The following is a 24,574-nucleotide window of genomic DNA, read 5'->3' on the forward strand; positions in this document are numbered from 1 at the left end:
AAAAATAAAATTCAATAAATTTGTAGCGGAAGTATCGCCAAGCTAGACTAGGCGGTTTTAAAATTTAAGCGTACGCTAGGCATGTAGTCTGCGGAGCGTAAAATTTTAAAACCAACGACGTATAGCGCGGCAAGACGACGCTTCTACACTTATTTTTCTTTTTCTCGCAGCCTTAGCCCCAGCTCCCTCAACTGCTCGCCGCTAGCTTCGCTCGGCGCTTTTGTTAGCGGGCACTGAGCGCGCTGAGTCTTAGGGAAGGCGATGACGTCGCGGATCGAGCTGGTTTTATTTACTAGCATATTTAGTCTGTCAAAGCCGATCGCTATACCGCCGTGAGGAGGCGCGCCGAAGCTTAATGCATCAAGCAAGAAGCCAAATTTCTCGCGTTGCTCGGCTTCGTCGATACCAAGTAGCTTAAATACCTTTTGCTGAACGTCGTTTTTGTGTATCCTCACGCTACCGCCGCCAAGCTCATAGCCGTTAAGCACGACGTCGTGAGCGACCGAGAGGATGTCCTCGAGATCGGGCTCGTCGATGTTTTTAGGCATGGTAAACGGATGGTGCATGGCTGAGTAGCTGCCGTCGTCGTTTTGCTCAAACATCGGAAAGTCAAGCACCCATAAAAACTCCATTTTGTTTTGGTCGATGATGCCCATTTGCTCTGCGAGGAAAATCCTAAATCGCCCCATGTAGTCAAGTACGACTTTTTTCTTGCCGGCGCCGAAAAATACGACGTCGCCGACTTTTAGCTCGCAGCGAGCCACGATCTCGTCGAGGTTGCTTTGCTCGAAAAATTTGCAAAGCGGTCCTTTTAGTCCGTCCTCTTTCATCTGGAAGTAGCCAAGGCCCTGAGCGCCGAATTTGCGGACAAATTCCTCAAAACGGTTCATCTCGCGCTTACTAAAGATATTATCGCCGTTTGGTACTTTTAGCGCTTTGATGCGGTTTTTCTTAGGTTCGGTTGCGATTTTGCTAAAGATTTCGTTGCTAGAGCGCGCGAAAATGTCGATAACGTCGATCATCTTTAGATCGTAGCGCAGATCGGGCTTATCGCTACCGTAGCTTTCTGTCGCCTCTTTGTAGCTCATGCGGCGGAAAGGTATCTGGATATCATATCCGCAGGCGGCAAATACGTCTTTTAGCATATTTTCGGCCATATTTAGGATATCTTCTTGCTCGATGAAACTCATCTCGATATCTATCTGCGTAAATTCCGGCTGTCTATCGGCGCGCAAGTCCTCGTCGCGGAAGCATTTTGCGATCTGGAAGTATTTATCAAAGCCAGAGCACATCAAAAGTTGTTTAAAAAGCTGCGGGCTTTGCGGCAGGGCATAAAACTGGCCCGGATATACGCGGCTAGGCACTAGATAGTCTCTCGCACCCTCAGGCGTAGCACGCGTTAAAATCGGCGTTTCAAACTCGATAAAGCCCATTTTATCTAGGCTGTTTCTAGCTGCAATCGCCGCTTTTGAGCGCATTTTAAAGATATTTTGAAGTTTTTCGTTTCTAAGGTCTAAAAATCTATATTTTAGTCTGATGTCCTCGTTTACGCTCTCGTCGCCGATGACGAAAGGTAGCGTCTCGCTCGGGTTTTCGACGATCACTTCGCTAGCGATTACTTCGATCTCGCCCGTTTTTAGGCGCGGATTTACCAGGCCTTCGCCGCGAGCGCGGACTTTGCCTTTTATCCTTAGTACGTACTCGTCGCGAACGTGCGACGCGGCCTCGTGAGAGCTCTTACTATCTGCTGGATCGCAGACGATCTGGATCAGTCCCGTGCGATCGCGCAGGTCCAAAAATATAACGCCGCCGTGGTCGCGGTAGGTATTTACCCAACCGCAAAGCGTAACTTCTTTGCCTATGTCGGCACTGCTTAAATCAGTGCAGTAATGGCTACGCATTTTCACTCCTTTTGCTGTTTTTAACGCGCCAATTATACTAGAAATTTGCTTGCTCCCAGCTTTTTTAAAACAAAATGTGATAAAATCCGCCCTATGAAAAAAGAGAATTTATTGCTTCCTTCCAAGATAAAAACGGTCGGATTAGTCGCGAAAATCAACGGCGACGCGGTCAAAAACATGCGAATTTTACGCGAAATTTTAGCCAGGTACGGCGTTCAAATTTTGTTTGAAAACGCGGCGGCTAAACATCTAAATTTAAAAGAGGGCTCAAATTTACAAGGATTTGAGGTGCGCGAGCTAGCGCAGGAGTGCGATTTTTTGATCTCGCTCGGAGGCGACGGCACGATCATCTCGCTTTGTAGAAACGCGGCCGAAATTTCGCCATATGTGCTAGGCATTCACGCGGGTAGGCTAGGGTTTTTAACAGATATCACGATGAATGAATGCGAGAAATTTTTCGCCGAGTTTTTTGAGGGTAAATTTGAGGTCGAGACCCCTTTTATGCTCGACGTTTTTTTGCACAAAAAAAGCGGCGAAATTTTACATAAAATCGCATTTAACGACGCGGTAATCGTGGGCGAAAAGGTAGGCTCCATGACGCACGTGGAGGCCTTTTGGAACGAAAAATACTTTAACGCGTATTTTGGCGACGGCGTCATCGTCTCTACGCCGGTTGGATCAACCGGATATAACATGAGCGCGGGCGGGGCGATAACCTACCCTTTGAGCGAGGTGTTTTTGGTTACGCCCGTTTGCTCGCACTCGCTCACGCAGCGCCCAGTCGTGCTTCCGCGCGGATTTGAGATCAAATTTAAAACCGCAAGCGCGGCGGTGCTGGTTATCGACGGACAGGAGCGGTACAAAATGGGCGAGCTTGAGAGCGTGAGCATGACGCTAAGCGCCAGCACGGCGCGGCTAATCCGCCACGTCGGGAGAGATTATTTTCAAATTTTAAAAGAAAAGCTGCATTGGGGTTATAATGATTGAGCGGATTTTGATAAAGCAAAATTTGAGTTTTGAAAACGTCGAGTTAAATTTCGGGCGCGGACTTAGCGTCTTTACGGGCGTGAGCGGTGCTGGCAAATCAGTCCTGATGGGCTCGATAATGGCAGTTTTGGGGCTAAAAGATAGCGAAGCAAAGCTCATCGAGGCCGACGTCTCGCATAAATTTGACCTTGAGGAATTTGGCCTTGAGAGCGAGGAGATAAATACTTTTAAGCTATTTCGCGACAAAACGACGCGCTACTTTATAAACTCGCAAGCCGTTTCTAAAAAAAATCTAGCCAGCATCGCCAAAGAGCATGTAAAATACCTATCCGCAAAGGAAATAAACGAATTTGAAAACGAGAGATTTTTAAATTTGCTAGATAGCTTGCAAGCGAAAAAAGACGCTAAATTTAACGAAATTTTGAGCGAATTTAGGCTCAAATTTGACGAATTTAGCCAAATTTCGCGCGAGCTGAAAAAAATAATCGACGAAGAAAAAAGAGTGGAGGAGCTAAAAGAATTTGCCTCCTTTGAAATCAATAAAATAGAAAGCGTGAGCCCGAAAATCGGCGAATTTGACGAGCTGATGGAGTTAAAAAAGCGTCTAAGCAAAAAGGATAAAATTTTAGAAGCGTGGAATAGGGCGGAGCAAATTTTTAATTTCGAGCAATCCGTAGTAGATGCGCTAAACATCAGCGATATCGATAGTAGCTTTTTTGAGGAGGCGATGAACGAGCTGCGAGTAGCGCGCGAAAATCTAAACATGGACGAGCTAGAAGACGTAGATATCGAGGGCGTACTAGACCGCATCGAGGCGATAAACTCGCTCGTGCGTCGCTATGGCGGTGAGGAGGAGGCCTTGGAGACGCTAAAAACGCGCAAGGCGGAGCTAGCAAGATACGAAAACATAAGCTTTGAAAAAAGCGAGCTGGAGCGTAAATTTAAACAAAATGAAACCGCAGTAAACGCGCTGGCAGACAAAATCAGCCAGGCTCGTGCGGCAAATTTAAAGGAGCTTGAGTCACTCATAAATTCGTTTTTAAAAGAGCTTTATATGAGCGAGATTTCATTAAAGATAAATAGCAAAACCCTAGACGCCGCTGGTAGGGACGAGGTAAATTTGAGCCTAAACGACACGGCGCTAAAAAATCTAAGCTCGGGCGAGCTAAACCGCTTAAGGCTAGCTTTTATCGCGAGCGAAAGCAAGATCACGGGAGGCGGCGAGGGTGTCATAATCCTAGATGAAATAGACGCGAATCTAAGCGGAAAAGAAGCGATGAGCATCGCAAACGTGCTGCTAAATTTGGCCAAATTTTATCAAATTTTTGCTATCTCGCATCAGCCGCAGCTAAGCTCTAAGGCCGATTCGCATTTTCTAGTCGAAAAGCGCGGCGAAACCTCGAGCGTAAGGGAGCTAAAGGGTGATGAGCGCGTATCTGAGCTGGCTAGAATGATAAGCGGCGAACGCATAACCGACGAGGCGATAAATTTTGCTCGCCAGCTTTTGGTTGTTTAAGTTTGGCTTAAAATTTAGGTTGAAAAAAGAAAAGTAATGGTATATTCTCGAAAATTTTCAAATGGATATTTATGGAAAAAAGTAAAATTTTAATAGTAGAAGACAACAAAGCCCTGGCAAAGCTAATCGCTAAAAAGATGGAAGATAATACCGAAATGCAAGTGGACATCGCTCACAGCTTAGCCGAAGCTCAGGCGTTTCTTACGAAAGCTAAGGATTATTTTATAACTTTGCTCGATTTAAATTTACCCGATGCTCCAAACGGCGAAGTGGTCGATTTCGTAGCGTCTAAGGGCTTACCGATTATAGTTTTAACGGGTAGTATGGACGATAAGACTAGAGAGACTTTTATGGACAAGGACATCGTGGACTACGTCTATAAGGGAAATATGAGCGACGTAAATTATATATTTCATATGATAGATAGGCTAAAAAACAACAAGCAGTATAAAGTCATGGTAGTAGAAGACGTAATGCAGACTAGAAATGACGTAAAAAAAATATTGCAAAATTTGCAGTTTCGAGTATTTACGGCGGCTCACGGCGAAGAGGCGATGAATTATTTTGCCGATAATCCCGATATAAAACTCGTGGTTTGCGATTACGGCATGCCGGTAAAAGACGGTTTGGCGGTTTTAAAAGAGCTAAGAGAGCAAAAAGATAAAAACGAACTAGGCGTTATAATGATGACTAGCGCAAACGAAAACGTTAGCGGCGCGGTATTTTTAAAAAACGGAGCTAATGATTTTATCGCTAAGCCGTTTTTAAAAGAAGAGCTTATTTGCCGCGTAAATAATACTATAGAAAATATGGAAAATATCAATAAAATCGCAAATTTCGCCAATAAAGATTTTCTAACAGGATTATTTAATAGAAGGTATTTTTACGACGGTATGCAAGAATATTTAGCTAGTTTGGAAGAAAATCCTATGCCTTACGCCGTAGCTGTGATCGACGTAGACGGGCTTAAAAATATCAATGATAAATACGGACAAGATAGCGGCGATAAAATTTTGAAACTACTGGCTAAAAAATTAATTGACGACACCAAAAGTAGCGATATAGCGGCCAGATTCGGCGGCGGAGAATTTTGTGTTTTATTAAAAAACGTATCGCAAGAAGACGCGGTTAAATTTTTTGTCGGATTAAGAGCCGCAATAGCAGCCAATCCGATAAATATGAAAAACGAACCGGTTAAAATTTCGGTCTCCATAGGCGTTACTTTCGGTAAAAGCGATTATAACGTCGACGAGATTTTGGAGCTTGCTGACGAGGCTCTTTATAGAGCTAAGCAAAACGGTCGAAATAGGGTAGAAATAGCCTGATGATAATAGACACTCACTGTCATTTGGACGATGAAAGCTTTGATAACGATCTGGTAAAAGTTATCGCAAATGCCCGAGAAAACGGCGTTGACGGAGTGCTAATACCGGGTGCTGATATTAATGATTTACCAAAAGCGGCTAAAATAACCCGCGAATTTGAAAATGTATTTTTTGCCGTCGGAGTTCATCCGTATGATAAGGATGGATTTGACAAGGACGTGCTTTATAAATTTGCAAAAGACGAAAAGTGCGTTGCCGTGGGCGAGTGCGGGCTTGATTACTTCCGCTTGCCTAAAGACGAAAATGAAAAAGAGCTTGAAAAAGCGGAACAAAAGCGCGTATTTAGAGCGCAGCTTGATATGGCGGTAGAGTTAAATTTGCCGGTTATTTTGCATATTAGAGATGCAAACGAAGATAGTTTTAATATCTTAAAAGAGTACGCAAGTAGATTGGTCGGAGCGGTTTTGCACTGCTATAACGCTTCGCCTTTGCTTCTAGAGCTTGCTAAAATGGGCGAATTTTATTTTGGTATCGGTGGAGTTTTGACGTTTAAGAACGCGAAAAATTTGGTTCAAATTTTACCCCAAATTCCGCGAGATAGATTGCTGCTTGAAACCGATGCGCCGTATCTGACGCCCGAGCCTTTTAGAGGTAAAAGAAACGAGCCTGCTTTTACGCGGTTGGTTGCGGCAAAGATGGCTGAGATTTTAAATTTAAAAGAAGAAGAGGTAATGCAAATAACTACGAAAAATGCGAAGAAAATTTTTACGAAATTTAACACGTAATCAAGGAGAAAAATGAAAATCTTTAGAGTAATAATGCTGTGTCTAGCATGTACGGGGTGGCTTTTTGCGACCGCGGCTAGCAGCGACGCAGAGCAAACCCAAAAGATGATATTAAAAGAATTTGACATAGATGCTAAATTTTTACAAAGCTCTCACTATGCTTCTATAAAAAATTCCATTAAAGATAGTAAAAGAAAAGAGTTTATAGATACCGTTAAAGGCGGCTATAAACATATCCCAATGCTTCAAAAGATTATAAAAGACTCAGGTATCCCGGAGTCGTTTTTGTATCTTGCTATGACGGAGTCCGGTTTTTCAAATCACATAGTTTCTAGCAAAAAAGCCATCGGAATTTGGCAGTTTATGGAGTCTACGGCAAAACTTTATGGTCTTAGAGTCGATAAATACACCGACGAGCGAAAAGACCCGATGGCGGCTACCCTTGCAGCTACAAAATACCTACAGAGTCTAAAAAATGACTTTGGTAAGTGGTATCTTGCAATGATGGCTTACAACTGCGGCGACACTAGATTAAGGGAAGGCATTAAAAAAGCCGGAACTACCGATCTGGCAACATTGCTAGACGATAAAAAAAGCTATATTCCAAAAGAAACTAAAAATTTTGTCAAGAAAATTTTAGTCATTGCACATATAGCAAAAGAGCAGGAAAATTTGCTGGCTAAAACGCAGGCCTTAAGCGAAACGAAAGGTATAGAGCTATCAAAGATAGACGTCCCCGGTGGTACAACGCTAATGGAGGTAGGAGACAGCATAGGTCTTAGTCTAAAAAAGATGAAGGAGTACAATATGCATCTAAAATTCGTCTATACTCCGCCTACGGAAAAACCTTATTATCTTTATATTCCATTAAACAAAAAGAAAATGTTTAGCGATAATTTCGAAGTAGCGCAAAATAGAAAATTTGAAATTTATACTGCCAAAGAGAACGATACGCTACTAACTATAGCGGAAAAAACCGGCGTAAATCATAAGATCATAAAAGAGTACAACGGACTTGCTTCAAACGAGATCAAGCCTAGTCAAAAGCTAGTTATCCCAAGTGAGCAAAACGTAAACTATCTAGCTGAGTATATGGTAAAAAGCGGCGATACGCTCGGAGAAGTTTCACAGAAATTTGATGTAGCGCTTGAGGATTTAAAAGAAGCCAATACTCTTATGAGCTCAAACAGCTCGATTGGAGCCAAACTTGCCGCAACCGAGTAGGGCTAAATTTATATTTTTTAGTCTATTTTTCATATTTTTTATGAGCGGCTGTTCGTTCTTGACCTCGCCTTCCGGCGGTATTACCGCTAGCGGCGGCTCAAAGAAGAGCGGCAAAATAAATAGTTCAAAAGGTGTGCATGAGGCTACTATGCGCCCGTATACCATAAACGGAAAAACCTATTATCCGACCGTAGTCAAGGTCGGTGATAGGGCTAGCGGTATAGCCAGTTGGTATGGTCCGGATTTTCACGGCAAAAAAACGTCAAACGGCGAGACTTACGATATGCACGCTATGACGGCGGCGCATAAGACTCTGCCGATGAACACTATGGTGCGCGTGACGAATATAAAAAACGGTAAAAACATCATCGTGCGTATAAACGACCGAGGCCCTTTCATGGCAGGTCGCGTGATAGATTTGTCAAAAACTGGCGCGGTTAAGCTTGATGTATTTAACGCCGGCACAGCCCCCGTTTTACTAGAGGTCGTTGGCTTTAACGGCAACGTCGGCGGAGCTGTTGTAGCATCCTCTCAGCCTAGCTCAAAACAACCTAGCGGCTCGCTAAAAACGAGCACTCAAACTAAAGCGCAACCGCAACAACAGTCTTTTGTCGGCGGTATTTTTATGGTGCAAATCGGCGCATTTAAAAATTTAAGTGGCGCAAACGCTCATAAACGGCAGCACGCTGGACAATACGGCAACGGTGCCTATGATACTGTTATAAAGTCGTATGATCTTGACGGCGGTAAAATTTACAGGGTATTTATAAGCGGCTTTAGAAGCGAAGAGGAAGCAAAAGACTTCATAAGCGCAGGGCATATCTCGGGCGCATTTTTCGTGAGGGAATAAGATGCAAAGAAAGACAAAAGAGACGGATATCAGCCTAGAGCTTGAAATTTACGGCAGTGGCAAATCCGAGATAAGCACTGGCATAGGATTTTTTGACCACATGCTTGAGGCCTTTTGTAAGCACGCGCTTTTTGATATGAAGCTTGTCTGCAAGGGTGATTTGCACGTGGATTTTCATCACAGCGTTGAGGACGTGGGTATCGTTATTGGGCTAGCTTTGCGCGAGAAAATTTATCCGCTTAGCGGCGTGGAGAGATTTGGTGAGGCGACGGTGGTGATGGACGAGGCGGCGGTAAACTGCGCTCTTGATCTTTCAAATCGCCCGTTTTTGGTCTACGAAAGCATAAGCGATGGCAAAGTCGGCGAATTCGACATAGAGCTAGCGAATGAGTTTTTCCAAGCCCTAGCGTTTAATGCCGCAATTACCTTGCATATCGCTAAAATCCGCGGACGAAACTCTCATCATATTTTGGAGGCGAGCTTTAAAGCCTGTGCCGTCGCGCTAAGAAGAGCTCTAGCCAAAAACGCTAGAGTCGGCGTGCCTAGCACGAAAGGCGTGCTATGATAGAGATTATATTTTTAGACGTCGACGGGTGCCTAACCAACGGCAAGATCATTTATGGCCCAAACGGCGACGAGCTTAAATTTTTTGACGTTAAGGATGGATACGCTATCGAGAGCTGGCTAAAGCTCGGTAAAAAAGTCGCGATCATCACCGGCAGAAGCTCGCCTATCGTCGAAAAAAGGGCGCAGGATCTAAAGATAACGCACGTCTATCAAGGCATTAGCGATAAATTTGAAACCGCAAAACAGATACTTAAATTTGAAGGACTCGAGTTTGAAAATGCAGCAGCAATAGGTGACGATTACAACGACTACAAGCTACTAAAAAGCGTCGGATGGAGCTTTAAACCGAAAAATGCGATCAAAGAGCTTGAAGTAAGAACGAGGCTCAACTACAAAGGCGGCAACGGCGCGGTGCGCGAGATGATAGAGATACTTATCCGCAGCGAGGGCTTAATGCAAGAGTGGGCTAAGCGTTGGTTATAAGGATTTTTTACCTAGTCGTCAGCGTTTTTAGCGTGGCGATGGTTTATTTGGCGATTGAGGAGCCTTACTATAGCGAGCTCTTAAAGGGCGGCGAAGTGACTACAAACATGCAGATGAACGCAGTCACTGACTACGAGATGAATGCTACTGTAGTAAATGCTAGATATGAAGCCGATACGTGGAATAGATACTCGGAATTTGACGAATTTATCAAATTTAGAGCGGAAATTTTTAAAGATAACAAAGAGCATAACGTGAGCTCCGATAAAGCGTTTTATAACGGCGGTCGAATTATACTTAAGGGTAACGCGCGCTATGCAAATAATGAAAATTTGACCTTTTTATCAGACGAGGTCATTTATAGTACTGCCACTAAAGTAGCTACTACGCAAACGCCTTTTACGCTAACGAAGAACGAAGATAAAATAGTCGGCAAAGCCCTGGTTTATGACTTTGAGTTAAAAAAAGCTTATATCAAAAAGGCCTTTGCTTTGATAGAGCAAGATAGAAAAAGATAGGACGGAAAATGATAAATTTTGGTTTTAAAAAAGTGGCTTTAGTTTTGGCGCTTAGCGCTTTACCGCTTTTAGCAGAGCAGGTGGAGATCACAGCGGACGAGTTTTATGCTGACGAAGGCAAACAAATAAGCGAATTTAAAGGCAATGTAAATATTAAAAAAGGCAAGGATACGCTCACTGCAAATTTGGTAGTGATATATTTCGACAAAAAGCGAAATCCGCTAAAATACGTCGCTTCCGGCAATGCCAAATTTAGAGCATTTATCAAAAATAAAACATACGACGGTAGCGGTAGCGAGCTTATTTACGAACCTGCGCCAAATTTATATACGATAAACGGCAACGGCTTTTTGCACGAGATAGAGACTGATAAAAAAGTCTATGGCGAAAAGATCACGGTCAATCAAAACAGCGGCACGTACAACGTAAACAGCGGCAAAAAAGAGCCGGTCAAATTTATATTCCAGGTTGAGGACAAAAAGTGATCCGCGTTTTAAACGCAAAATTTCTAGTTTCAGCGCCCGACATCTCGCTAGCTCCGCCTGCAAACTCTAGCGAAGTGGCGTTTCTGGGGCGCTCAAACGTGGGCAAAAGCAGCCTCATAAACGCTCTCGTAAATCAAAAAGGCCTGGCCAAGAGCAGCTCGACGCCAGGCAAAACGCGCCTCATAAATTTTTTCGAGGTCGAGTATGCGCGCGGCATCAAAAACGAGCAAGGCGAGCTAAGCGAGGAGAGGGCAAATTTGACCTTCGTTGATTTACCGGGCTTTGGATATGCCAAAGTGGCTAAAAGCATGCATGCGCAGTGGAGAAAAAATCTTGACGAATATCTAAAATTTAGAGCCAACATCAAGCTTTTCGTACATCTCATCGACTCGCGCCAGTTTGATATGCAGATAGATAAAGACGTAAACGACTATTTGCAAAGCTTCTTGCGCCCCGATCAAAAGATTTTAAATTTCCTCACCAAATCAGACAAGCTAAATCAAAGCCAAAAAAGCGCGGTTTTAAAGGTCTATCCGGGCGCACATTTCGTTTCGGCGCTTAAAAAAACAGGCGTAGAAAAGGCAAACGAGCTTATATATTTAAACGCGCTGGGGCTGTAATGAAATCAAAAAGCCGCAAGCAAATTTTGGCATTTTTATCATCAAATTTTCTAAGTAAATTTACAAATTTAAGCGCCGCCAAGGCTAAATTTGCAAATTTAGCCAAAAACATATAACAATGCAAACGAGTGCGGCGATGCGAAGACTGGGAGCAGAGAAGCGATTTTTAAAGCAGCTTGTTTGGGTTGCGTTTCTCATTTTTTATCAGAGCCTAACGACTATATTTGCGTACTTGCCGCCTCTTATCGGGATATTTTTTACCTATATGATCATGCTAACCTTGCAGAAACAAAAGACGCTCAAGGAGTTTGGCAAGGAGTGGTATTTTTGTCTGTTTTACCTCACTTTTGCCGAGCAGGCGCACGGGTTTTCGCTGTTTTCGGCGGTGATTGCGTTTATGCTTTTTTATCATTTTATGTCCGACTGGCTCATCGTTACGCTAAAATCAAGGGAGCTTTTGGCAGCGGGATTCGTCGCCAGCGGCTATGTTTGGACGTGCGCGACGAGCTCTTTTATATCTTACGCGGCAAATTTGCCTATACTCAAATTTGACTACGAGTACCTGATCTACGTGGGCGTAGAGTCTGTTTTGGCGGTGATTTTGTTTAGGGGGCGCCTATGAGGATGCGCATAGTCTTTGGCATCATATTTAGCGTCTGGGTGCTTTTGCTGGTGCGCGTTTATTACCTTAGCGTCAAATCAAACGATTTTTACGAGGAGATCGCCGAGCAAAATGCGGTAAAAACGCAGTATCTAGCCCCTGTGCGCGGACTGATTTTAGACGCCAAAGGCCGTCCGATGGCGGTAAATCGCCTCGGCTTTTCCGTTGCTTTAAAGCCACACTTAAACGGAAAAAGGGCGGAGATTTTAGACGCTGAGCTTGCAAATTTGCAAAATTTATTCGAGGACCTAAACGTCACGAAGCTAAAGCGCGAATACATCAAAGCCGACTCGCCTTATAATCAGGATTTTATTCAGATTATCGATTTTATGGACTACGATAAGATGATACCGCGCATCGCCGAACTCTCGCTGCGAGAAAATTTAGAGGTCAAGCCAGCCTCCAAGCGCCACTATCCATACAATAACCTAGCTTCGCACATCATCGGCTACGTCGGCCGCGCAAATCAGCAAGACGTCGAGTCCGATCCCGTCGCAAAACTAACCAATCACACGGGCAGAAGCGGCACGGAGCGCTTTTATAACTCCGTCTTGCAGGGTCAAGAGGGCGTGCGAAAGGTAAAAGTAAACGCGCTAAATCAGGAGGTCGAGGAGATCTCGGTGAGCTATCCTCAAAGCTCGGACATCTCGCTCACGATCGACCTTGAGATGCAAAGGTATATCGAGGAAATTTTTGGTAATAACGCGGGCGTCATCATCGTGATGGACGTGAGAGACGGCTCGATACTGGCTGCGGGCAGCTTCCCAGAGTATGATCTAAACCCGTTTGTGACCGGTCTTTCGCAGGCTAAATGGGACGAGCTCGTTAAGAGTATCGATCATCCGTTTACGAACAAGCTCGTAAACGGTCTTTATCCGCCGGGCTCGGTTATAAAAATGGGCGTAGCGATGGCGTTTTTGGATACTGGCAAGATGAGCCGCGCCGACGGATATTTTTGCTCGGGCTCATTTGAGCTTGGAGGGCGAAATTTTCGCTGCTGGAACGTCTACGGGCACGGCTTTATAGATATGAACTCGGCCATCCGCGAGAGCTGCGACGATTATTTTTATAAGGGCAGCTTAAAAGTCGGTATAGACGCCATCTCGCCGGTTTTAGAGCGGCTGGGGTTTGGGCAAAAGAGCGGAGTGGATCTGCCAAATGAATTTGTCGGTATCGTGCCTGGACGCGAGTGGAAGATGCAAAAGTACGCTCAGCCGTGGTATCAGGGCGAGACGCTCATAACATCGATCGGGCAGGGCAACTTCCTCGTAACGCCGATGCAGGTGGTGCGTTATACGGGCATACTAGCGACGGGGAAAAATATCGTTCCGCATTTTTTACGTAGCGTAAACGGCGAGGAGGTTAAATTTGAGCCTGCCGACGATATACTAACGCCGTTTGAGAAAAAGCAGCTACCGTACATCCAAAGAGCGATGTATGAGGTCGTAAATCACAAAAAAGGCACCGCGCATAAGTATTTTAAAGAAGCAAAACTCACGCTAGCGGCAAAAACTGGTACAGCGCAGGTCGTGGGTATCTCGCAGGCTGAAAAAAAGCGTATGAAAGAAGAGGACATGGAGTATCTGCGCCGCTCGCATGCATGGGTGACTACCTACGGGCCGTACGAAGAGCCTAGATATGCCGTTACCGTTATCATCGAGCACGGCGGACACGGCGGTCTGGCTGCGGGACCTCTAACGGCTAAAATCTTTAATAAGCTACTAGAAATGGGCTACATCGATCAAAAATACGAAATCACTTCTATAGCAGATACCGAAGCTGCGCAAAAGAAGAAAAATTAAAAATCTGTGCTTAAATTTGGCGTTAAATAGTGTCAAATTTGATTAAGATTTGAGCAAATTGAGAGTTCAATTTAACAAATGAGCAAGTAGCCGCAGCTATCCCTCAAACATCTCCGAAAGCTCGTTTATAGCGATATTTACGATTTTATTATTTGAGTCTAGTTCGATCAAATTTTGGGTTTTAAATTTCGCCAAAATCCTCGAAAATGTCTCTGGCGTGATGTTTAGGATGGAGGCAATTTTGATGTGTTTTAGCTCATCAAAAAGATCGGCGTGATTAACGAGAAATCTCGCGACCTTGGCCTCGGAGTTTAGTACAAGCTCTTGATGTATCAGCTCGCTTGCGATTTTTAGCTTTTGTGAGAGCGATTTGATGACTTGTAGCGATACGCGCGGGTTTGATAAAAACTCGGCGTAAAATTTATCGTAGTCTATTTTTAGCACTTCGCCGCCCGTTAAAAATATCGCAGTCGCCGGAAATTTGATATTTTCAAAGTTGGCAAGTTCGGCTACGAAGCTAATCCCGTTAAACTGATGCATAAAAATTTCTTTGCCTTTGGGGCCGATTTTATAGAGCTTGAGCGAGCCTTTTATGAGGAGGTGGAGCCACTTTGACTCCTCGCCCTCCATAAATAAAAACTCGCCCTTTTTATACTTTTTTAGGATGCTGATATCTTCTAGCCTTTTTAACTCGGCCTCGTTTAGCCCCTGAAAAAACGGGATTTGCTCTAGCATTTGCTTTTCTTATTTATTTTTTAAAAGATCTCTGATCTCGGTTAGAAGTGCAACGTCCTCAGGTATCGGCGCAGGCTCTTCGGCTTTTGGCTCCTCGATTTTTGGTTTTTTGAGCGAATTTATAGCTTTAACGACGCAGAAAATACAAAACGCGATAATAGTAAAATCGACCATCGTTTGTATAAATGAGCCGTAGTTTACGGTTACGGCAGCCGTATCGCCGACCGCGTCTTTTAGGGTGATTTTTAGGTCGGAAAAATTTACCCCGCCCGTTAGTACGCCTACGATTGGCATGATAACGTCGCCCACTAGCGAGCTAACGATCTTACCGAAAGCGCCACCGATCACGACGCCCACAGCCATATCGATGACGTTACCGCGCATCGCGAATTCTTTAAATTCCTTGATGAAACTCATCTTTTTCCTTTGCATTTTAAAATTAGATATCAATTATATTTATTTTAGCTTCACAAAAGATAAAAAAGCCAAGTTAAATGCTTAAAATGCTATAATCGCCCCTAAAAATCAATAAGGAAGCAAAAATGTATCGTTTTGCGCCGTCGCCGACAGGCGATATGCATCTGGGAAATTTGAGGGTTGCGATCCTAAACTACGTCTGCTCGCTCCAGGATAAAAGCGGCTTTATCATCCGCATCGAGGATACCGACAAGGAGCGCAATATCCCCGGAAAAGACAAGGAAATTTTAGAAATTTTAGAGCTTTTCGGTATCAAATGGGACACGCTTTATTATCAAAGTAAAAATTTAAAATTTCACCGCGAGTTTGCTGCAAAGCTTTTGATAGATAAAAAGGCGTTTTCGTGCTTTTGCACGGAAAGCGAGCTGGAGGCTAAAAAAGAAGCCGCAAAGGCTAGAGGTGAAGCCTACCGCTACGACGGCACATGCGAGCACCTAAGCGACAACGAAGTGCTAAATAACCAAAAGCCTTTCGTCGTGCGCATGAAAAAGCCGCTATGCACGATGAAATTTAAAGATGCTATAAAGGGCGAGATCAGCTTCGAGCCTGAAAACGTCGATAGTTTCGTCATTATGCGCGCTGATTTTACGCCGACATATAACTTCGCCTGTGCGGTCGATGATATGCTCGAGGGCGTTACCTTCGTCATCCGCGGCGAAGATCACGTCAGCAACACGCCAAAGCAAGACCTCATCCGCGAGGGCCTAGGCTACACGCAAAAGATAAACTACGCTCACCTGCCTATCATCTTAAACGTCGAGGGCAAAAAAATGAGCAAACGCGAGAACGAAAGCAGCGTAAAATGGCTACTCTCGCAAGGCTTTATGCCTGAAGCTATCGCAAACTACATCGTTTCGCTAGGCTACAAGGCTCCGGTTGAAATCTTTACGATAGAAGAAGCCGCGCAGTGGTTTGATATCTCGAAGGTTTCGGCGTCTCCGGCCAAATTTGACGTCAAGCAGCTTGAGCACATCAACCGCGAGCACATAAAAAGAGCAAGCGACGAGAGACTAGCCGCGCTAATGGGCATAAAGCCAGAATTTGCGGCGATAGCTAGATTTTACACTCAAGAAAGTAGCCTGCTAACCGAGATAAAGGCCAAGGTCGATGCGATTTTCGCGACCAAATTTATCCCAGACGAGTTTAAGGCTGGTTGCGAGGCTATAAAAGCCGCTGTAAATTCGCTAAATTTGAGCGAATTTGGTGAATTTAACGAGCTAAAAAAAGCCCTAATGGATGCGACCGGACTAAAAGGCAAAGGCTTTTTTATGCCGCTTAGGATTTTACTCACGGGCGCCGAACACGGTCCCGAGCTTAGCGAGCTATATCCGCTCATCAAACCGTATCTAAAGGAAATTTTAAGATGATATTTTCGGTATTTTTAGAAGCAGTCGGCAGTATCCTGCATATCGTTATCAGCGCCTACACGTGGATCATCATAGGCGCAGCGATCATAAGCTGGGTGCGCCCTGATCCCTATAACCCTATCGTGCAGTTGCTCTACCGCCTCACCGAGCCCGTTTACGGCGCTATCCGCCGCGTGATACCGACGGTTTTTGGCGGTATAGATATAGCGCCTATTATCGTGCTTTTGGCGCTTCAGTTTATAGATAGATTTTTCGTAAGGCTTATGTTTGCGTACGCTGCTTAAATTTATCCTGCCCGCGATTTTTGCTGCGGCGGCGTTTGGCGGAGTTAAGAGTTTTGATGAGATAAAAGACGAGCCTAAGGGGCTTGCTAAGGATTACTACTTTTACCGTCTTTTAACCGAAGGCGACTACACTAAGGAACAGGCGCAAATTTTAAACAAAGACGTCTTTCGCCGAGCGGGCGTACTGGCAAAGAAACTGGCCGAGATTTTGCCGCCAAAAAAGGTCAAAGGAAACTGCGATAGCGTGGGTGTGAAAAATATCCTAGACGCCAACGTAACCTGCCAAAAACAGCGTCTTAGAGTGCCTTTTATGATGAAGCTAAAAAAGGAGACGAGACAAAAGCTGGCGGATAAATTTAAAGACTCCGATCCGATTATTTACCGCCGCTTGAGCTCGCTAAACGAAAAGCATCCAGAGGATGAATTTGCCAAATTTAACGATACGGACGCATTTTTGGTTTATTTTAACCAGTCCTCGCACAAGGATAAATTCGACAAGATATTTGATGCAAATTTTATAAATTCGCTCGCAGCTAAAAAAGAGTTTCACGTTCTAGCAAACGATTTGATAATCGATAAAAAATCGGTCAAATTTAGACAAAATTTTCTTGCGATAAAGGAAACCGAGCTTGCCGGCAAGGATGCCTTTATGCTAGGCATAAACGCGGTTTTGTTAAATTCTCCAAAAGACGCGACGAGGTTTTTTACTAGAGCGCAGGCCGCCTTTGAGAGGCAGGACCGCAAAGATAACGCAGTGTTTTGGCTGTATCTACTAAGTAAAAATACAATCTATCTTGATAAGCTAAATCAAAGCCGCGACGTAAATATCTATACTCTCTACGCAAACGAACTAACGGGCGCAAGTCCGGCCGCAAATATCGTCTCTCCGACGCCTACGAAAGAAAAGGTAGCTGACTACGACATAAAAGATCCGTTTTTGTGGCAAAAGACCTTTAAAATGATAAAAGAGATGAGCGCGCAGGATGCCGCAAAGCACTCCGAAACCTTTAACACCAAAGAGACGCTGGGGCAGTATGCCTACCTGATGGAAAAGGCAAGCGGATACAAGGATAGTTACTTCGTTATGCCGTTTGTAGATGAGCTAGAGGATATAAACGCGACTAGAAAGGCACTACTTTACGCGATCGGCAGGCAAGAGAGCCGCTTTATCCCGGCCGTCATCTCGACCTCTTATGCGCTTGGCATGATGCAGTTTATGCCGTTTTTGGCTAATCACATCGGCAAAAAAGAGCTTGCGATCCCAAATTTCGATCAAGACGATATGTTTGATCCGCGCCTTGCCTTAAAATTTGCGGACCACCACTTAAATTATTTGGAGAAATACCTCTATCACCCTCTTTTCGTAGCTTACGCGTATAACGGCGGTATCGGCTTTACCAAAAAGATGCTTCAGCGAGGCGACCTTTTTAACGAAGGAAAATACGAGCCGTTTTTATCCATGGAGCTAGTGCCCTTCGCCGAGAGCCGCGACTACGGCAAAAAGGTACTCGCAAACTATGTTATCTACCTAAGGCTTCTCCGTTCCAGTACATTGATTTCGACACTTTTTGAAAGCTCAAAGAAACCTGCTTTGACGGATAAATTTCGAAATTAATATTGATTTTATCGCTTTTGATCTCTGGAGTGCTGACCTCGAAATACTGAGCCCACGGCACTTCAAAGCTCACTTTTTCCAAAAGCGGATCGTTGGCGGTCAGGCGTCTAACCATGATGCCTCGCTGCGAGCCGTTTGCGCTAAAACTCTCCTCTAAAATTTTAGCCTCTTTAGGATGCACGGCCACGACGAATTTCTCTCTTTTTTGCTCGTCCACAAGCTCGCTATAGATCGGATTTAGATAGGTCGCGACGATTAGGATATTCGTCTTGGCATCTATGATTTCAGATTTGCTAGTGTAGGCTAAAAGCTCGTTTTTTAATGGTTCGTGGATATATTTTTTATCCGCACAGCCAACTAACGCCAAAATAAAACTTAAAAAAAATACGCTCTTTTTCATTTTAATACCTCTTTAAATTTGGTGCTATTTTAGATAAATTTTGCTTTTAAAAAGCCTAAATTTGCTATAATCTGCGTAAATTTCAAAAATTCGGAGAAAAATGAAAAAAGCGGCGATGGCGTTTTCAGGACCTTCAAATAGCGGCAAAACTACGCTTATTTTAAAGGTCGCCAAAAAATTTATCGATGACGGCTTAAAAGTCGTGATCATCAAGCACGACCCGGGCGACAAGGCGAGGTTTGACGTCGAGGGCAAGGATAGCTATAAATTTGCTCAAATAGGCGCCGAGGTCGCGGTCATGAGTCCGACGCGCACGACCTTTTTCTCGCAGGAGAGCAAGAGCGTGGACGACGTCGTGGCGATGGCTGGCGAGTTTGATTTGCTATTAGTCGAGGGCTTAAAGACTCTGCCGCTGCCGCGCATCAGCGTATTTAAGGACGAGATAAACGAGGATTATCTTAGCTTTTCAAACGCGATCGCAAGCTATCAAAAAGACTACGAGATCGATAAGCCAAACTTCGATCTAGACGACACGCAGGCCATCTGCGAGTGGATACTAAAAAATGCAAAGGTATTAAAATGAACGAAATTTTCGAAACGATTAAAAAGATCGCCGTAAAAATCGGCGAAGAGATAAAGTACGCCGATCTGGGCTACACTGATCACGCCAACGCCACGGGCGACACGCAGCTAAAACTAGACGTGAGAAGCGACGAGATCATCACGGCCGAGTTTGCAAATTTAGCCTGCGTAAAAGCGCTAGTTAGCGAGGAAAAAGAGGATATGCTGGCGCTAAACGAGAGTGCGAAATTTATCGTCGCCTACGATCCGCTAGACGGCTCTAGCCTAGTGGACGTAAATTTTTCTATCGGCTCGATTTTTGGCATTTACGAAAACGAACTAACTCCGCAAAATCTAAAAGCCGCCGCCTACGTCGTTTACGGCCCACGCCTAGAGCTCGTGCTTTGCGAGGAGGGGACGGCTCCGGCACTTTACCGCCTGGGCAGGGACGGCGAGTTTAAATTTATCAAAAATCTAGCGCTAGCGCAAAAAGGCAAGTTAAACGCCACGGGTGCTACGCAAAAGGGCTGGAGCGAAACTCACGCTAAATTTATCCGCGAGCTGTTTTTGCAGGGATATCGCCTCAGATACTCGGGCGCCATGGTGAGCGACCTGCATCAAATTTTACTAAAAGGCGGCGGGCTGTTTAGCTATCCTGCCACGAGCGACGCGCCAAATGGCAAGCTAAGAGTGCTATTTGAGGTGCTGCCGTTTGCATTTATCTACGAGCGCGCGGGCGGTGCGACTAGCGACGGTTACTCGGTAACGCTTTTTGATATGAAGGTAGAAAAAATCCACCAAACCACGCCTTGCTTTTTCGGCTCCAAAGACGAGATAAATTTACTGCATAAATTTTACGGAAGCGCGAAATGAGCGAGCATGCAGCGGACGTAACTCAAAAAGACGAATTTGAGCTGGAGCTTGATCGCCAAAGAGAAATTTTGCAAGCCTGTCAGCGCGAAAAAGGGCTAAGCTCGTGCTTTGCCTGCGAGGTGATGTTTGAGTGCAAAACTCGCAAAAACTACGTAGATGCCGTGTATAGCTCGATGTCTAAAGGCGACGGCGGCGGATTTGATTTTTAAATTTAAAAAGGAAAGATATGAACACGACTTATATTACGACTCCGATTTATTACGTAAACGACGTGCCGCACATCGGACACGCCTACACGACCGTGATCGCGGACACGATGGCGAGATTTGCGAGGCTAAAGGGCGATGATACGTACTTTATGACCGGCACCGACGAGCACGGGCAAAAGATCGAGCAAGCCGCAGCAAAAAAGGGCTACACACCGCAAGCCTACGCCGATGAGATAAGCGCGAAATTTAGGGAGCTGTGGGATAAATTTGAGATCAGCTACGATCATTTTATCCGCACGACCGACGACTATCACAAGCTCACGGCGCAAAATGCATTCGAAAAAATGTATCAAAAAGGCGACATCTACAAGGGCGAGTACGAGGGGTACTACTGCGTTAGCTGCGAGAGCTTTTTTACGCAGACGCAGCTTTTAGAGGACGAGAGGTGTCCCGACTGCGGCAGACCGACAAATTTGGTCAAAGAGGAGAGCTATTTTTTCAAACTATCAAAATACCAAGACGCGCTGCTAAAATGGTACGAGGAGAACGAGGACTGTATCGTGCCGCGCGGCAAGAAAAACGAGGTCGTGAGCTTTGTAAAAGGCGGCCTGCGCGATCTCTCGATCACTCGCACGAGCTTTGAGTGGGGTATCAGGCTGCCTGCGAGCCTAAACGAGCCAAGACACGTGATGTACGTCTGGCTAGACGCGCTCATCAACTACCTTAGCACACTTGGCTACACGCGCGGCGATGACAAGATGAACTACTGGAAGGGCGCGACGCATATAGTTGGCAAGGATATTTTGCGCTTTCACGCGGTGTACTGGCCGGCGTTTTTGATGAGTCTTGATCTGCCGCTGCCTCGCTGCATCGCGGCTCACGGCTGGTGGACGAGAGACGGCGAAAAGATGAGCAAAAGCAAGGGCAACGTCATCAATCCAAGCGAGGTTGCAGACGCGTACGGGCTAGAAAATTTCCGCTACTTTATGCTGCGCGAAGTGCCGTTTGGACAGGATGGAGACTTCTCGCAAAAAGCGATGATCGAGCGCATAAACTCCGAGCTTAGCAATGATCTGGGCAATCTTTTAAGCCGTATAGTCGGCATGAGCGAAAAATACTCGGACTTTGAGATAAAGGGCGAAAACGTGCGTAAATTTTACGGCGAAGTTTTAGATGGCGGCAACGAATACCTGCAAAACGCTATTAAAAATTTAGAGAGTTTCGCCACGAACCGCTACCTTGAGGAGCTTTTTAAGGCGCTAACGCTTGCTAACGCGAGCATAGCTAAATTTGAGCCGTGGAATCTAATGAAAAACGGCAAAAAAGACGAAGCAAACGCGCTCGTGTCGCTATGTGCGAACCTGCTGGCTCGTGTGGCCGTCCTGCTAAGCCCTGCGATGCCAAAAACCTGCGAAAAGATTGCGCAGACGCTAGGTTTTAAGATCTCGACCGCAACTTATGAAAAAATCATCCTAAACAACGAAATTTTGGACTTTAAAGCGCAAAAAACGCAGCCGCTTTTCCCAAAAATCGAAAAAGAGCTGATGGCGACTGCGGTACCGAGCGTGAGTGAGCCTGCCAAAACCGCCGCCGCGCCGCAAGAAAAATTAGATGCGAAGATAAAAATCGACGACTTTAAAAAATGCGTCATAAAAGTAGGCACGGTGCTTGAGTGCTCAAATATCGAAGGCAGCGAGAAGCTGCTCAAATTTAAGATTGATCTAGGCGAAGAGCAACCGCGTCAAATTTTATCGGGCATAGCCAAATTTTACGCTCCAGCCGATCTCGTCGGCAAGCAGGTATGCGTGCTGGCAAACCTAAAGCCGGCTAAAATTTTCGGCCACATATCAGAGGGCATGATCCTTAGCGCCGAGGACGGGGCGCTGTGCCTCATCGCGCCGATGGCTGCGGTCAAAAACGGCTCAGAAATAGGCTAAAACGGCGTGAATATCGAAAACCTAAGGCGCCTCATCAACGGCGAAGCGCTAAATAAACCAAGCGTCAGCGCCGTGGAGGGCTTTGCGTTTGAGAGTAAAAACGTGCGTCAGGGCTACGCCTACATCGGGCTTGGCGCCGGCGCGGACGAGATAGCCGCAGCCGTTGCAAACGGCGCTTATGCCGTACTCGTCGAGCAAAGATGCGAAGTCGTCGATCCCGAGGTTGCCTTTATAAAGGTCGATAGCCTGAGCGCCGCGCTGATGCGGCTAATGCGCTTTGAGGCTAGCTACAAAAATCTCAAATTTTGCTCCATTAATCCCGTACAAAAGGCCTTGCTCGCGCGCATGAGTCTGAGTAAAAACGCCGAGGGCAACGCAGCTAGCTTGCTACCAGAGGATGCGACGCGACTTTTTATAAAGATAATGAAAGCGGGCGCAGGGGATCTGTTTTTTACAGACGATCTAAAAATTTTATCCAAGATCGCGCCGTTATATGACACTGTTTTTAGCGATGTGGACGCGGTTTGCGCGCAGGGCGGATCTGTTTTTGCCTCTAGCGTCGTTTGCGAGGGCGTTTACTATCCAAACTTAAATTTTCCAAAAGTTTTCACGCACTATCTTTGCGGACTCTTAAAGTATCTGATCCGCGCGGGCTTTTCTTTTAGGCTCGGCGATACGCGAAATTTAGGGCATTTCGAGCCGGTTTTTATAAATAAAAATTTTCGCGTCGTTCCTTTTGGCGCGAGCTCTCAGGCTTTTATTGCAGAGAGCGACGATGAGCTTTTTGATATGGAAGCGGCATTTCTGACGCGAAATTTTAGCGGCGGCATCGAGATATGCGTGCCGGAGGACTTTGCGGGAAGCGCAGCGGCTACGATGAGATTTAAGGATTTTGCCGAGCTAAAAAATCTTTCAAATTTTCACTACGCGCTCGTTAAATGCCAAAAAGAGGAGCTTGAAGCGATGCTAAATTTAGCTGCGCCCGAACCTGATTTGTTTGGCGAAATTTTATAAAAAGTTCAAATTTAGCGCCGAGCTTGACGCCTTTATCTACTGCAAATTTGACTCAATCCTTAAAATCATACGTTTTATAGTCTCAAATTTGCCGTTAAATTTGACGGATAAAAATTCCTACAAAGAGTGCCGTGGGCTTTGGCGTATGTGGTTAGTGTAACGACGCAAATGTGAGCGCATTTGTAATAAAATGTTTTATTTTTGGCTGATCGTGAAGTGGCTGCCCGTCGTGCATAATCCATAAACCAGCCGCCGCGATCAAATTTGCCGAACAAAAAATAGCGGTAGAGTAGTCGGCGCGTTTTGGCGGATAAATTTGATTTGGGCTAAATTTGCTGGCAGAGCTGCGCCGATTTTTAGAAATTTTATTTTAGATTTACGTACTTTATCCTATCTTTTTCGCCTGCAAGCTCAAATCCTCGCAGTCTCAGGCGGCAGCTGTCGCATTCGCCGCAAGCCTCGTCCTCGCGCTCGTAGCAGCTCCAGGTTAGCTCTAGCGGCGAGCCGGCCTCCAGCGACTTGCGCACGATGTCAGCCTTACTTAAATTTACTAGCGGCGTGACGATTTGCAGGCTAAAGTCCTTTGAAGTGCCGGCGTTTACGGCGCTTTCTATCTTACTGATAAAATCCGCCGTGCAGTCTGGGTAGCCCGAGCCGTCCTCCTCGACGATGCCGATGTATAGCGCCTGCGCGCCTTCTTTTTCGGCCAGCGCGGTGGCGATGCTGATAAAGATGCCGTTACGAAACGGCACGTAGGTGCTAGGGGTGTCGGGTTTGGCGCCGTCTTTGCGGATCTCAAGGCTCTCGTCCGTTAGTGCATTGCCGCCGATACTTGCTATAAAATGAGCGTCTAAATTCACCTTTTTTAGCGCGCCGATACGCTCGCATATCTGCTCAAAGGCTAGATTTTCGCGCTTCATCGTGCGCTGTCCGTAGTCAAAATGCAGCGCGATGATCTCGTAGCCTGCGCGTTTGGCGAGGACGGCGCAGAGGGTGCTGTCCATGCCGCCGCTCATTATGCAAACCGCTTTTTTTACCATTTTTATCCTTTTCTTGCTTGCTCGTCTTTTTGGTTTATACTTCGTTGGATTTAAATTTTACTCGGTCACTACCGACGAGGTAGCTCCCGTCGTAAAATTTAAATCCGCCTCGTCTAGAACAAAAATACTTCGCCTTTAAATTTTGCGGTGGTTTGTCTTTTTCCTTTATACGTCGTTGGAAACTCGGTCGGCTTCTGTCACGTATTACATATACGCTCCCTCGCTTCCGTCGTTTCCGCCTAGTCTAAAGAAAAAATACTTCGCCTTTAAAATTTAACGGCGGCTTGGCTCACGAGCGCTTTTTAAAGAGATTAGAAAATTTTAATCTACGACAGGCT

Annotated in this window: 26 protein-coding genes; 21 read left to right on the forward strand and 5 right to left on the reverse strand. The window is 45.4% G+C overall.

Annotated features, from left to right (window positions below):
- Positions 1 to 149: 149 nt before the first annotated feature.
- On the reverse strand, positions 150 to 1,901 hold the full coding sequence (aspS, locus tag Q0386_RS05595; protein ID WP_299028260.1) for an aspartate--tRNA ligase: 1,752 nt from the start codon (positions 1,899 to 1,901) through the stop codon (positions 150 to 152).
- Between the two features lie 93 nt (positions 1,902 to 1,994).
- Between aspS and Q0386_RS05600 the strand changes: the two genes are divergently transcribed.
- The 13 genes from Q0386_RS05600 (at position 1,995) to mrdA (ending at position 13,724) form a co-directional block, all read left to right on the forward strand.
- On the forward strand, positions 1,995 to 2,888 hold the full coding sequence (locus Q0386_RS05600) for an NAD(+) kinase (RefSeq protein ID WP_299028263.1): 894 nt from the start codon (positions 1,995 to 1,997) through the stop codon (positions 2,886 to 2,888).
- On the forward strand, positions 2,881 to 4,404 hold the full coding sequence (locus tag Q0386_RS05605; protein ID WP_299028266.1) for an AAA family ATPase: 1,524 nt from the start codon (positions 2,881 to 2,883) through the stop codon (positions 4,402 to 4,404). The genes Q0386_RS05600 and Q0386_RS05605 overlap by 8 nt, the downstream gene beginning before the upstream one ends.
- A gap of 71 nt (positions 4,405 to 4,475) precedes the next feature.
- Positions 4,476 to 5,729, forward strand: coding sequence for a diguanylate cyclase (locus tag Q0386_RS05610; protein WP_299028269.1), 1,254 nt, complete (start codon positions 4,476 to 4,478; stop codon positions 5,727 to 5,729).
- Positions 5,729 to 6,514 (forward strand): TatD family hydrolase, encoded by a 786-nt coding sequence (locus Q0386_RS05615; RefSeq protein WP_299028272.1) that lies wholly within the window; start codon positions 5,729 to 5,731, stop codon positions 6,512 to 6,514. The genes Q0386_RS05610 and Q0386_RS05615 overlap by 1 nt, the downstream gene beginning before the upstream one ends.
- 12 nt (positions 6,515 to 6,526) lie before the next feature.
- Entirely contained in the window at positions 6,527 to 7,738 is a 1,212-nt protein-coding gene (locus tag Q0386_RS05620) for a lytic transglycosylase domain-containing protein (protein WP_299028276.1), read from the forward strand.
- A complete protein-coding gene (locus Q0386_RS05625) occupies positions 7,722 to 8,588 on the forward strand; it encodes a septal ring lytic transglycosylase RlpA family protein (protein WP_299028338.1) in 867 nt (288 codons plus the stop codon). Before Q0386_RS05620 ends, Q0386_RS05625 begins: the two co-directional genes overlap by 17 nt.
- Before the next feature lies 1 nt (position 8,589).
- The gene (hisB, locus tag Q0386_RS05630; protein ID WP_299028279.1) at positions 8,590 to 9,153 is read left to right on the forward strand and encodes an imidazoleglycerol-phosphate dehydratase HisB; all 564 of its coding nucleotides are present in this window, start codon (positions 8,590 to 8,592) and stop codon (positions 9,151 to 9,153) included.
- A complete protein-coding gene (locus Q0386_RS05635; RefSeq protein WP_299028281.1) occupies positions 9,150 to 9,638 on the forward strand; it encodes an HAD family hydrolase in 489 nt (162 codons plus the stop codon). Before hisB ends, Q0386_RS05635 begins: the two co-directional genes overlap by 4 nt.
- Complete coding sequence (lptC, locus tag Q0386_RS05640) at positions 9,629 to 10,156, forward strand: LPS export ABC transporter periplasmic protein LptC (protein WP_122874194.1); 528 nt, start codon at positions 9,629 to 9,631, stop codon at positions 10,154 to 10,156. The genes Q0386_RS05635 and lptC overlap by 10 nt, the downstream gene beginning before the upstream one ends.
- An 8-nt stretch (positions 10,157 to 10,164) precedes the next feature.
- Positions 10,165 to 10,641, forward strand: a complete 477-nt coding sequence (lptA, locus tag Q0386_RS05645) for a lipopolysaccharide transport periplasmic protein LptA (RefSeq protein WP_299028291.1) — start codon at positions 10,165 to 10,167, stop codon at positions 10,639 to 10,641.
- Positions 10,638 to 11,261, forward strand: coding sequence for a ribosome biogenesis GTP-binding protein YihA/YsxC (gene yihA / locus Q0386_RS05650; protein WP_299028294.1), 624 nt, complete (start codon positions 10,638 to 10,640; stop codon positions 11,259 to 11,261). The genes lptA and yihA overlap by 4 nt, the downstream gene beginning before the upstream one ends.
- A 136-nt stretch (positions 11,262 to 11,397) precedes the next feature.
- The gene (locus Q0386_RS05655) at positions 11,398 to 11,883 is read left to right on the forward strand and encodes a hypothetical protein (protein WP_299028297.1); all 486 of its coding nucleotides are present in this window, start codon (positions 11,398 to 11,400) and stop codon (positions 11,881 to 11,883) included.
- Positions 11,880 to 13,724: a penicillin-binding protein 2 gene (mrdA, locus tag Q0386_RS05660; RefSeq protein ID WP_299028300.1), complete on the forward strand. Its 1,845-nt coding sequence runs from the start codon at positions 11,880 to 11,882 to the stop codon at positions 13,722 to 13,724. Before Q0386_RS05655 ends, mrdA begins: the two co-directional genes overlap by 4 nt.
- A 96-nt stretch (positions 13,725 to 13,820) precedes the next feature.
- On the opposite strand, the gene Q0386_RS05665 is transcribed toward mrdA, so the two are convergent.
- Positions 13,821 to 14,459, reverse strand: coding sequence for a Crp/Fnr family transcriptional regulator (locus tag Q0386_RS05665; RefSeq protein WP_299028303.1), 639 nt, complete (start codon positions 14,457 to 14,459; stop codon positions 13,821 to 13,823).
- 9 nt (positions 14,460 to 14,468) lie between these two features.
- On the reverse strand, positions 14,469 to 14,876 hold the full coding sequence (gene mscL / locus Q0386_RS05670) for a large-conductance mechanosensitive channel protein MscL (RefSeq protein ID WP_299028306.1): 408 nt from the start codon (positions 14,874 to 14,876) through the stop codon (positions 14,469 to 14,471).
- A gap of 125 nt (positions 14,877 to 15,001) precedes the next feature.
- On the opposite strand from mscL, the gene gltX reads away from it, so the two are divergent.
- From gltX to Q0386_RS05685, 3 genes are read left to right on the forward strand one after another with little or no spacing between them, the layout of a single operon-like run.
- Complete coding sequence (gltX, locus tag Q0386_RS05675) at positions 15,002 to 16,303, forward strand: glutamate--tRNA ligase (RefSeq protein ID WP_299028309.1); 1,302 nt, start codon at positions 15,002 to 15,004, stop codon at positions 16,301 to 16,303.
- Positions 16,300 to 16,587, forward strand: coding sequence for a YggT family protein (locus Q0386_RS05680; protein WP_299028312.1), 288 nt, complete (start codon positions 16,300 to 16,302; stop codon positions 16,585 to 16,587). The genes gltX and Q0386_RS05680 overlap by 4 nt, the downstream gene beginning before the upstream one ends.
- A complete protein-coding gene (locus tag Q0386_RS05685) occupies positions 16,571 to 18,202 on the forward strand; it encodes a lytic transglycosylase domain-containing protein (RefSeq protein ID WP_299028315.1) in 1,632 nt (543 codons plus the stop codon). The genes Q0386_RS05680 and Q0386_RS05685 overlap by 17 nt, the downstream gene beginning before the upstream one ends.
- Here Q0386_RS05685 and Q0386_RS05690 read toward each other — a convergent pair.
- The gene (locus tag Q0386_RS05690) at positions 18,108 to 18,602 is read right to left on the reverse strand and encodes a hypothetical protein (RefSeq protein WP_299028318.1); all 495 of its coding nucleotides are present in this window, start codon (positions 18,600 to 18,602) and stop codon (positions 18,108 to 18,110) included. The genes Q0386_RS05685 and Q0386_RS05690 overlap by 95 nt on opposite strands.
- A gap of 100 nt (positions 18,603 to 18,702) precedes the next feature.
- Between Q0386_RS05690 and mobB the strand changes: the two genes are divergently transcribed.
- The 5 genes from mobB to Q0386_RS05715 are packed head-to-tail and all read left to right on the forward strand — an operon-like array spanning position 18,703 to position 23,196.
- Positions 18,703 to 19,185 carry a molybdopterin-guanine dinucleotide biosynthesis protein B gene (mobB, locus tag Q0386_RS05695; RefSeq protein WP_299028321.1) on the forward strand — a complete coding sequence of 161 codons (483 nt, stop codon included), beginning with the start codon at positions 18,703 to 18,705 and terminating at the stop codon, positions 19,183 to 19,185.
- Positions 19,182 to 20,036, forward strand: coding sequence for a class 1 fructose-bisphosphatase (locus Q0386_RS05700; RefSeq protein WP_299028323.1), 855 nt, complete (start codon positions 19,182 to 19,184; stop codon positions 20,034 to 20,036). The genes mobB and Q0386_RS05700 overlap by 4 nt, the downstream gene beginning before the upstream one ends.
- Positions 20,033 to 20,245 carry a hypothetical protein gene (locus Q0386_RS05705; RefSeq protein WP_299028326.1) on the forward strand — a complete coding sequence of 71 codons (213 nt, stop codon included), beginning with the start codon at positions 20,033 to 20,035 and terminating at the stop codon, positions 20,243 to 20,245. The genes Q0386_RS05700 and Q0386_RS05705 overlap by 4 nt, the downstream gene beginning before the upstream one ends.
- A 17-nt stretch (positions 20,246 to 20,262) precedes the next feature.
- Positions 20,263 to 22,182, forward strand: a complete 1,920-nt coding sequence (gene metG / locus Q0386_RS05710) for a methionine--tRNA ligase (RefSeq protein ID WP_299028329.1) — start codon at positions 20,263 to 20,265, stop codon at positions 22,180 to 22,182.
- A 6-nt stretch (positions 22,183 to 22,188) separates the two neighbouring features.
- Positions 22,189 to 23,196: a ferrochelatase gene (locus Q0386_RS05715; protein ID WP_299028332.1), complete on the forward strand. Its 1,008-nt coding sequence runs from the start codon at positions 22,189 to 22,191 to the stop codon at positions 23,194 to 23,196.
- 365 nt (positions 23,197 to 23,561) lie between these two features.
- Here Q0386_RS05715 and queC read toward each other — a convergent pair whose 3' ends face one another.
- Positions 23,562 to 24,236, reverse strand: coding sequence for a 7-cyano-7-deazaguanine synthase QueC (queC, locus tag Q0386_RS05720; protein ID WP_299028335.1), 675 nt, complete (start codon positions 24,234 to 24,236; stop codon positions 23,562 to 23,564).
- Between the last annotated feature and the right edge of the window lie 338 nt (positions 24,237 to 24,574).

The organism is uncultured Campylobacter sp. (assembly GCF_938045625.1).
In the GTDB taxonomy this organism is placed as follows: domain Bacteria; phylum Campylobacterota; class Campylobacteria; order Campylobacterales; family Campylobacteraceae; genus Campylobacter_A.

Bases quoted from the DNA above. Each gene is read 5' to 3' on its own strand.
- Q0386_RS05635 (WP_299028281.1), top strand. From the start codon at position 9,150: ATGATAGAGATTATATTTTTAGACGTCGACGGGTGCCTAACCAACGGC.
- metG (WP_299028329.1), top strand. From the start codon at position 20,263: ATGAACACGACTTATATTACGACTCCGATTTATTACGTAAACGACGTG.
- Q0386_RS05615 (WP_299028272.1), top strand. From the start codon at position 5,729: ATGATAATAGACACTCACTGTCATTTGGACGATGAAAGCTTTGATAAC.
- Q0386_RS05690 (WP_299028318.1), bottom strand. From the start codon at position 18,602: ATGAAAAAGAGCGTATTTTTTTTAAGTTTTATTTTGGCGTTAGTTGGC.
- Q0386_RS05610 (WP_299028269.1), top strand. From the start codon at position 4,476: ATGGAAAAAAGTAAAATTTTAATAGTAGAAGACAACAAAGCCCTGGCA.
- gltX (WP_299028309.1), top strand. From the start codon at position 15,002: ATGTATCGTTTTGCGCCGTCGCCGACAGGCGATATGCATCTGGGAAAT.
- Q0386_RS05655 (WP_299028297.1), top strand. From the start codon at position 11,398: ATGCGAAGACTGGGAGCAGAGAAGCGATTTTTAAAGCAGCTTGTTTGG.
- Q0386_RS05665 (WP_299028303.1), bottom strand. From the start codon at position 14,459: ATGCTAGAGCAAATCCCGTTTTTTCAGGGGCTAAACGAGGCCGAGTTA.
- aspS (WP_299028260.1), bottom strand. From the start codon at position 1,901: ATGCGTAGCCATTACTGCACTGATTTAAGCAGTGCCGACATAGGCAAA.
- lptA (WP_299028291.1), top strand. From the start codon at position 10,165: ATGATAAATTTTGGTTTTAAAAAAGTGGCTTTAGTTTTGGCGCTTAGC.
- mscL (WP_299028306.1), bottom strand. From the start codon at position 14,876: ATGAGTTTCATCAAGGAATTTAAAGAATTCGCGATGCGCGGTAACGTC.
- Q0386_RS05600 (WP_299028263.1), top strand. From the start codon at position 1,995: ATGAAAAAAGAGAATTTATTGCTTCCTTCCAAGATAAAAACGGTCGGA.
- Q0386_RS05700 (WP_299028323.1), top strand. From the start codon at position 19,182: ATGAACGAAATTTTCGAAACGATTAAAAAGATCGCCGTAAAAATCGGC.
- Q0386_RS05605 (WP_299028266.1), top strand. From the start codon at position 2,881: ATGATTGAGCGGATTTTGATAAAGCAAAATTTGAGTTTTGAAAACGTC.
- mrdA (WP_299028300.1), top strand. From the start codon at position 11,880: ATGAGGATGCGCATAGTCTTTGGCATCATATTTAGCGTCTGGGTGCTT.
- Q0386_RS05620 (WP_299028276.1), top strand. From the start codon at position 6,527: ATGAAAATCTTTAGAGTAATAATGCTGTGTCTAGCATGTACGGGGTGG.
- Q0386_RS05680 (WP_299028312.1), top strand. From the start codon at position 16,300: ATGATATTTTCGGTATTTTTAGAAGCAGTCGGCAGTATCCTGCATATC.
- hisB (WP_299028279.1), top strand. From the start codon at position 8,590: ATGCAAAGAAAGACAAAAGAGACGGATATCAGCCTAGAGCTTGAAATT.
- mobB (WP_299028321.1), top strand. From the start codon at position 18,703: ATGAAAAAAGCGGCGATGGCGTTTTCAGGACCTTCAAATAGCGGCAAA.
- Q0386_RS05705 (WP_299028326.1), top strand. From the start codon at position 20,033: ATGAGCGAGCATGCAGCGGACGTAACTCAAAAAGACGAATTTGAGCTG.
- queC (WP_299028335.1), bottom strand. From the start codon at position 24,236: ATGGTAAAAAAAGCGGTTTGCATAATGAGCGGCGGCATGGACAGCACC.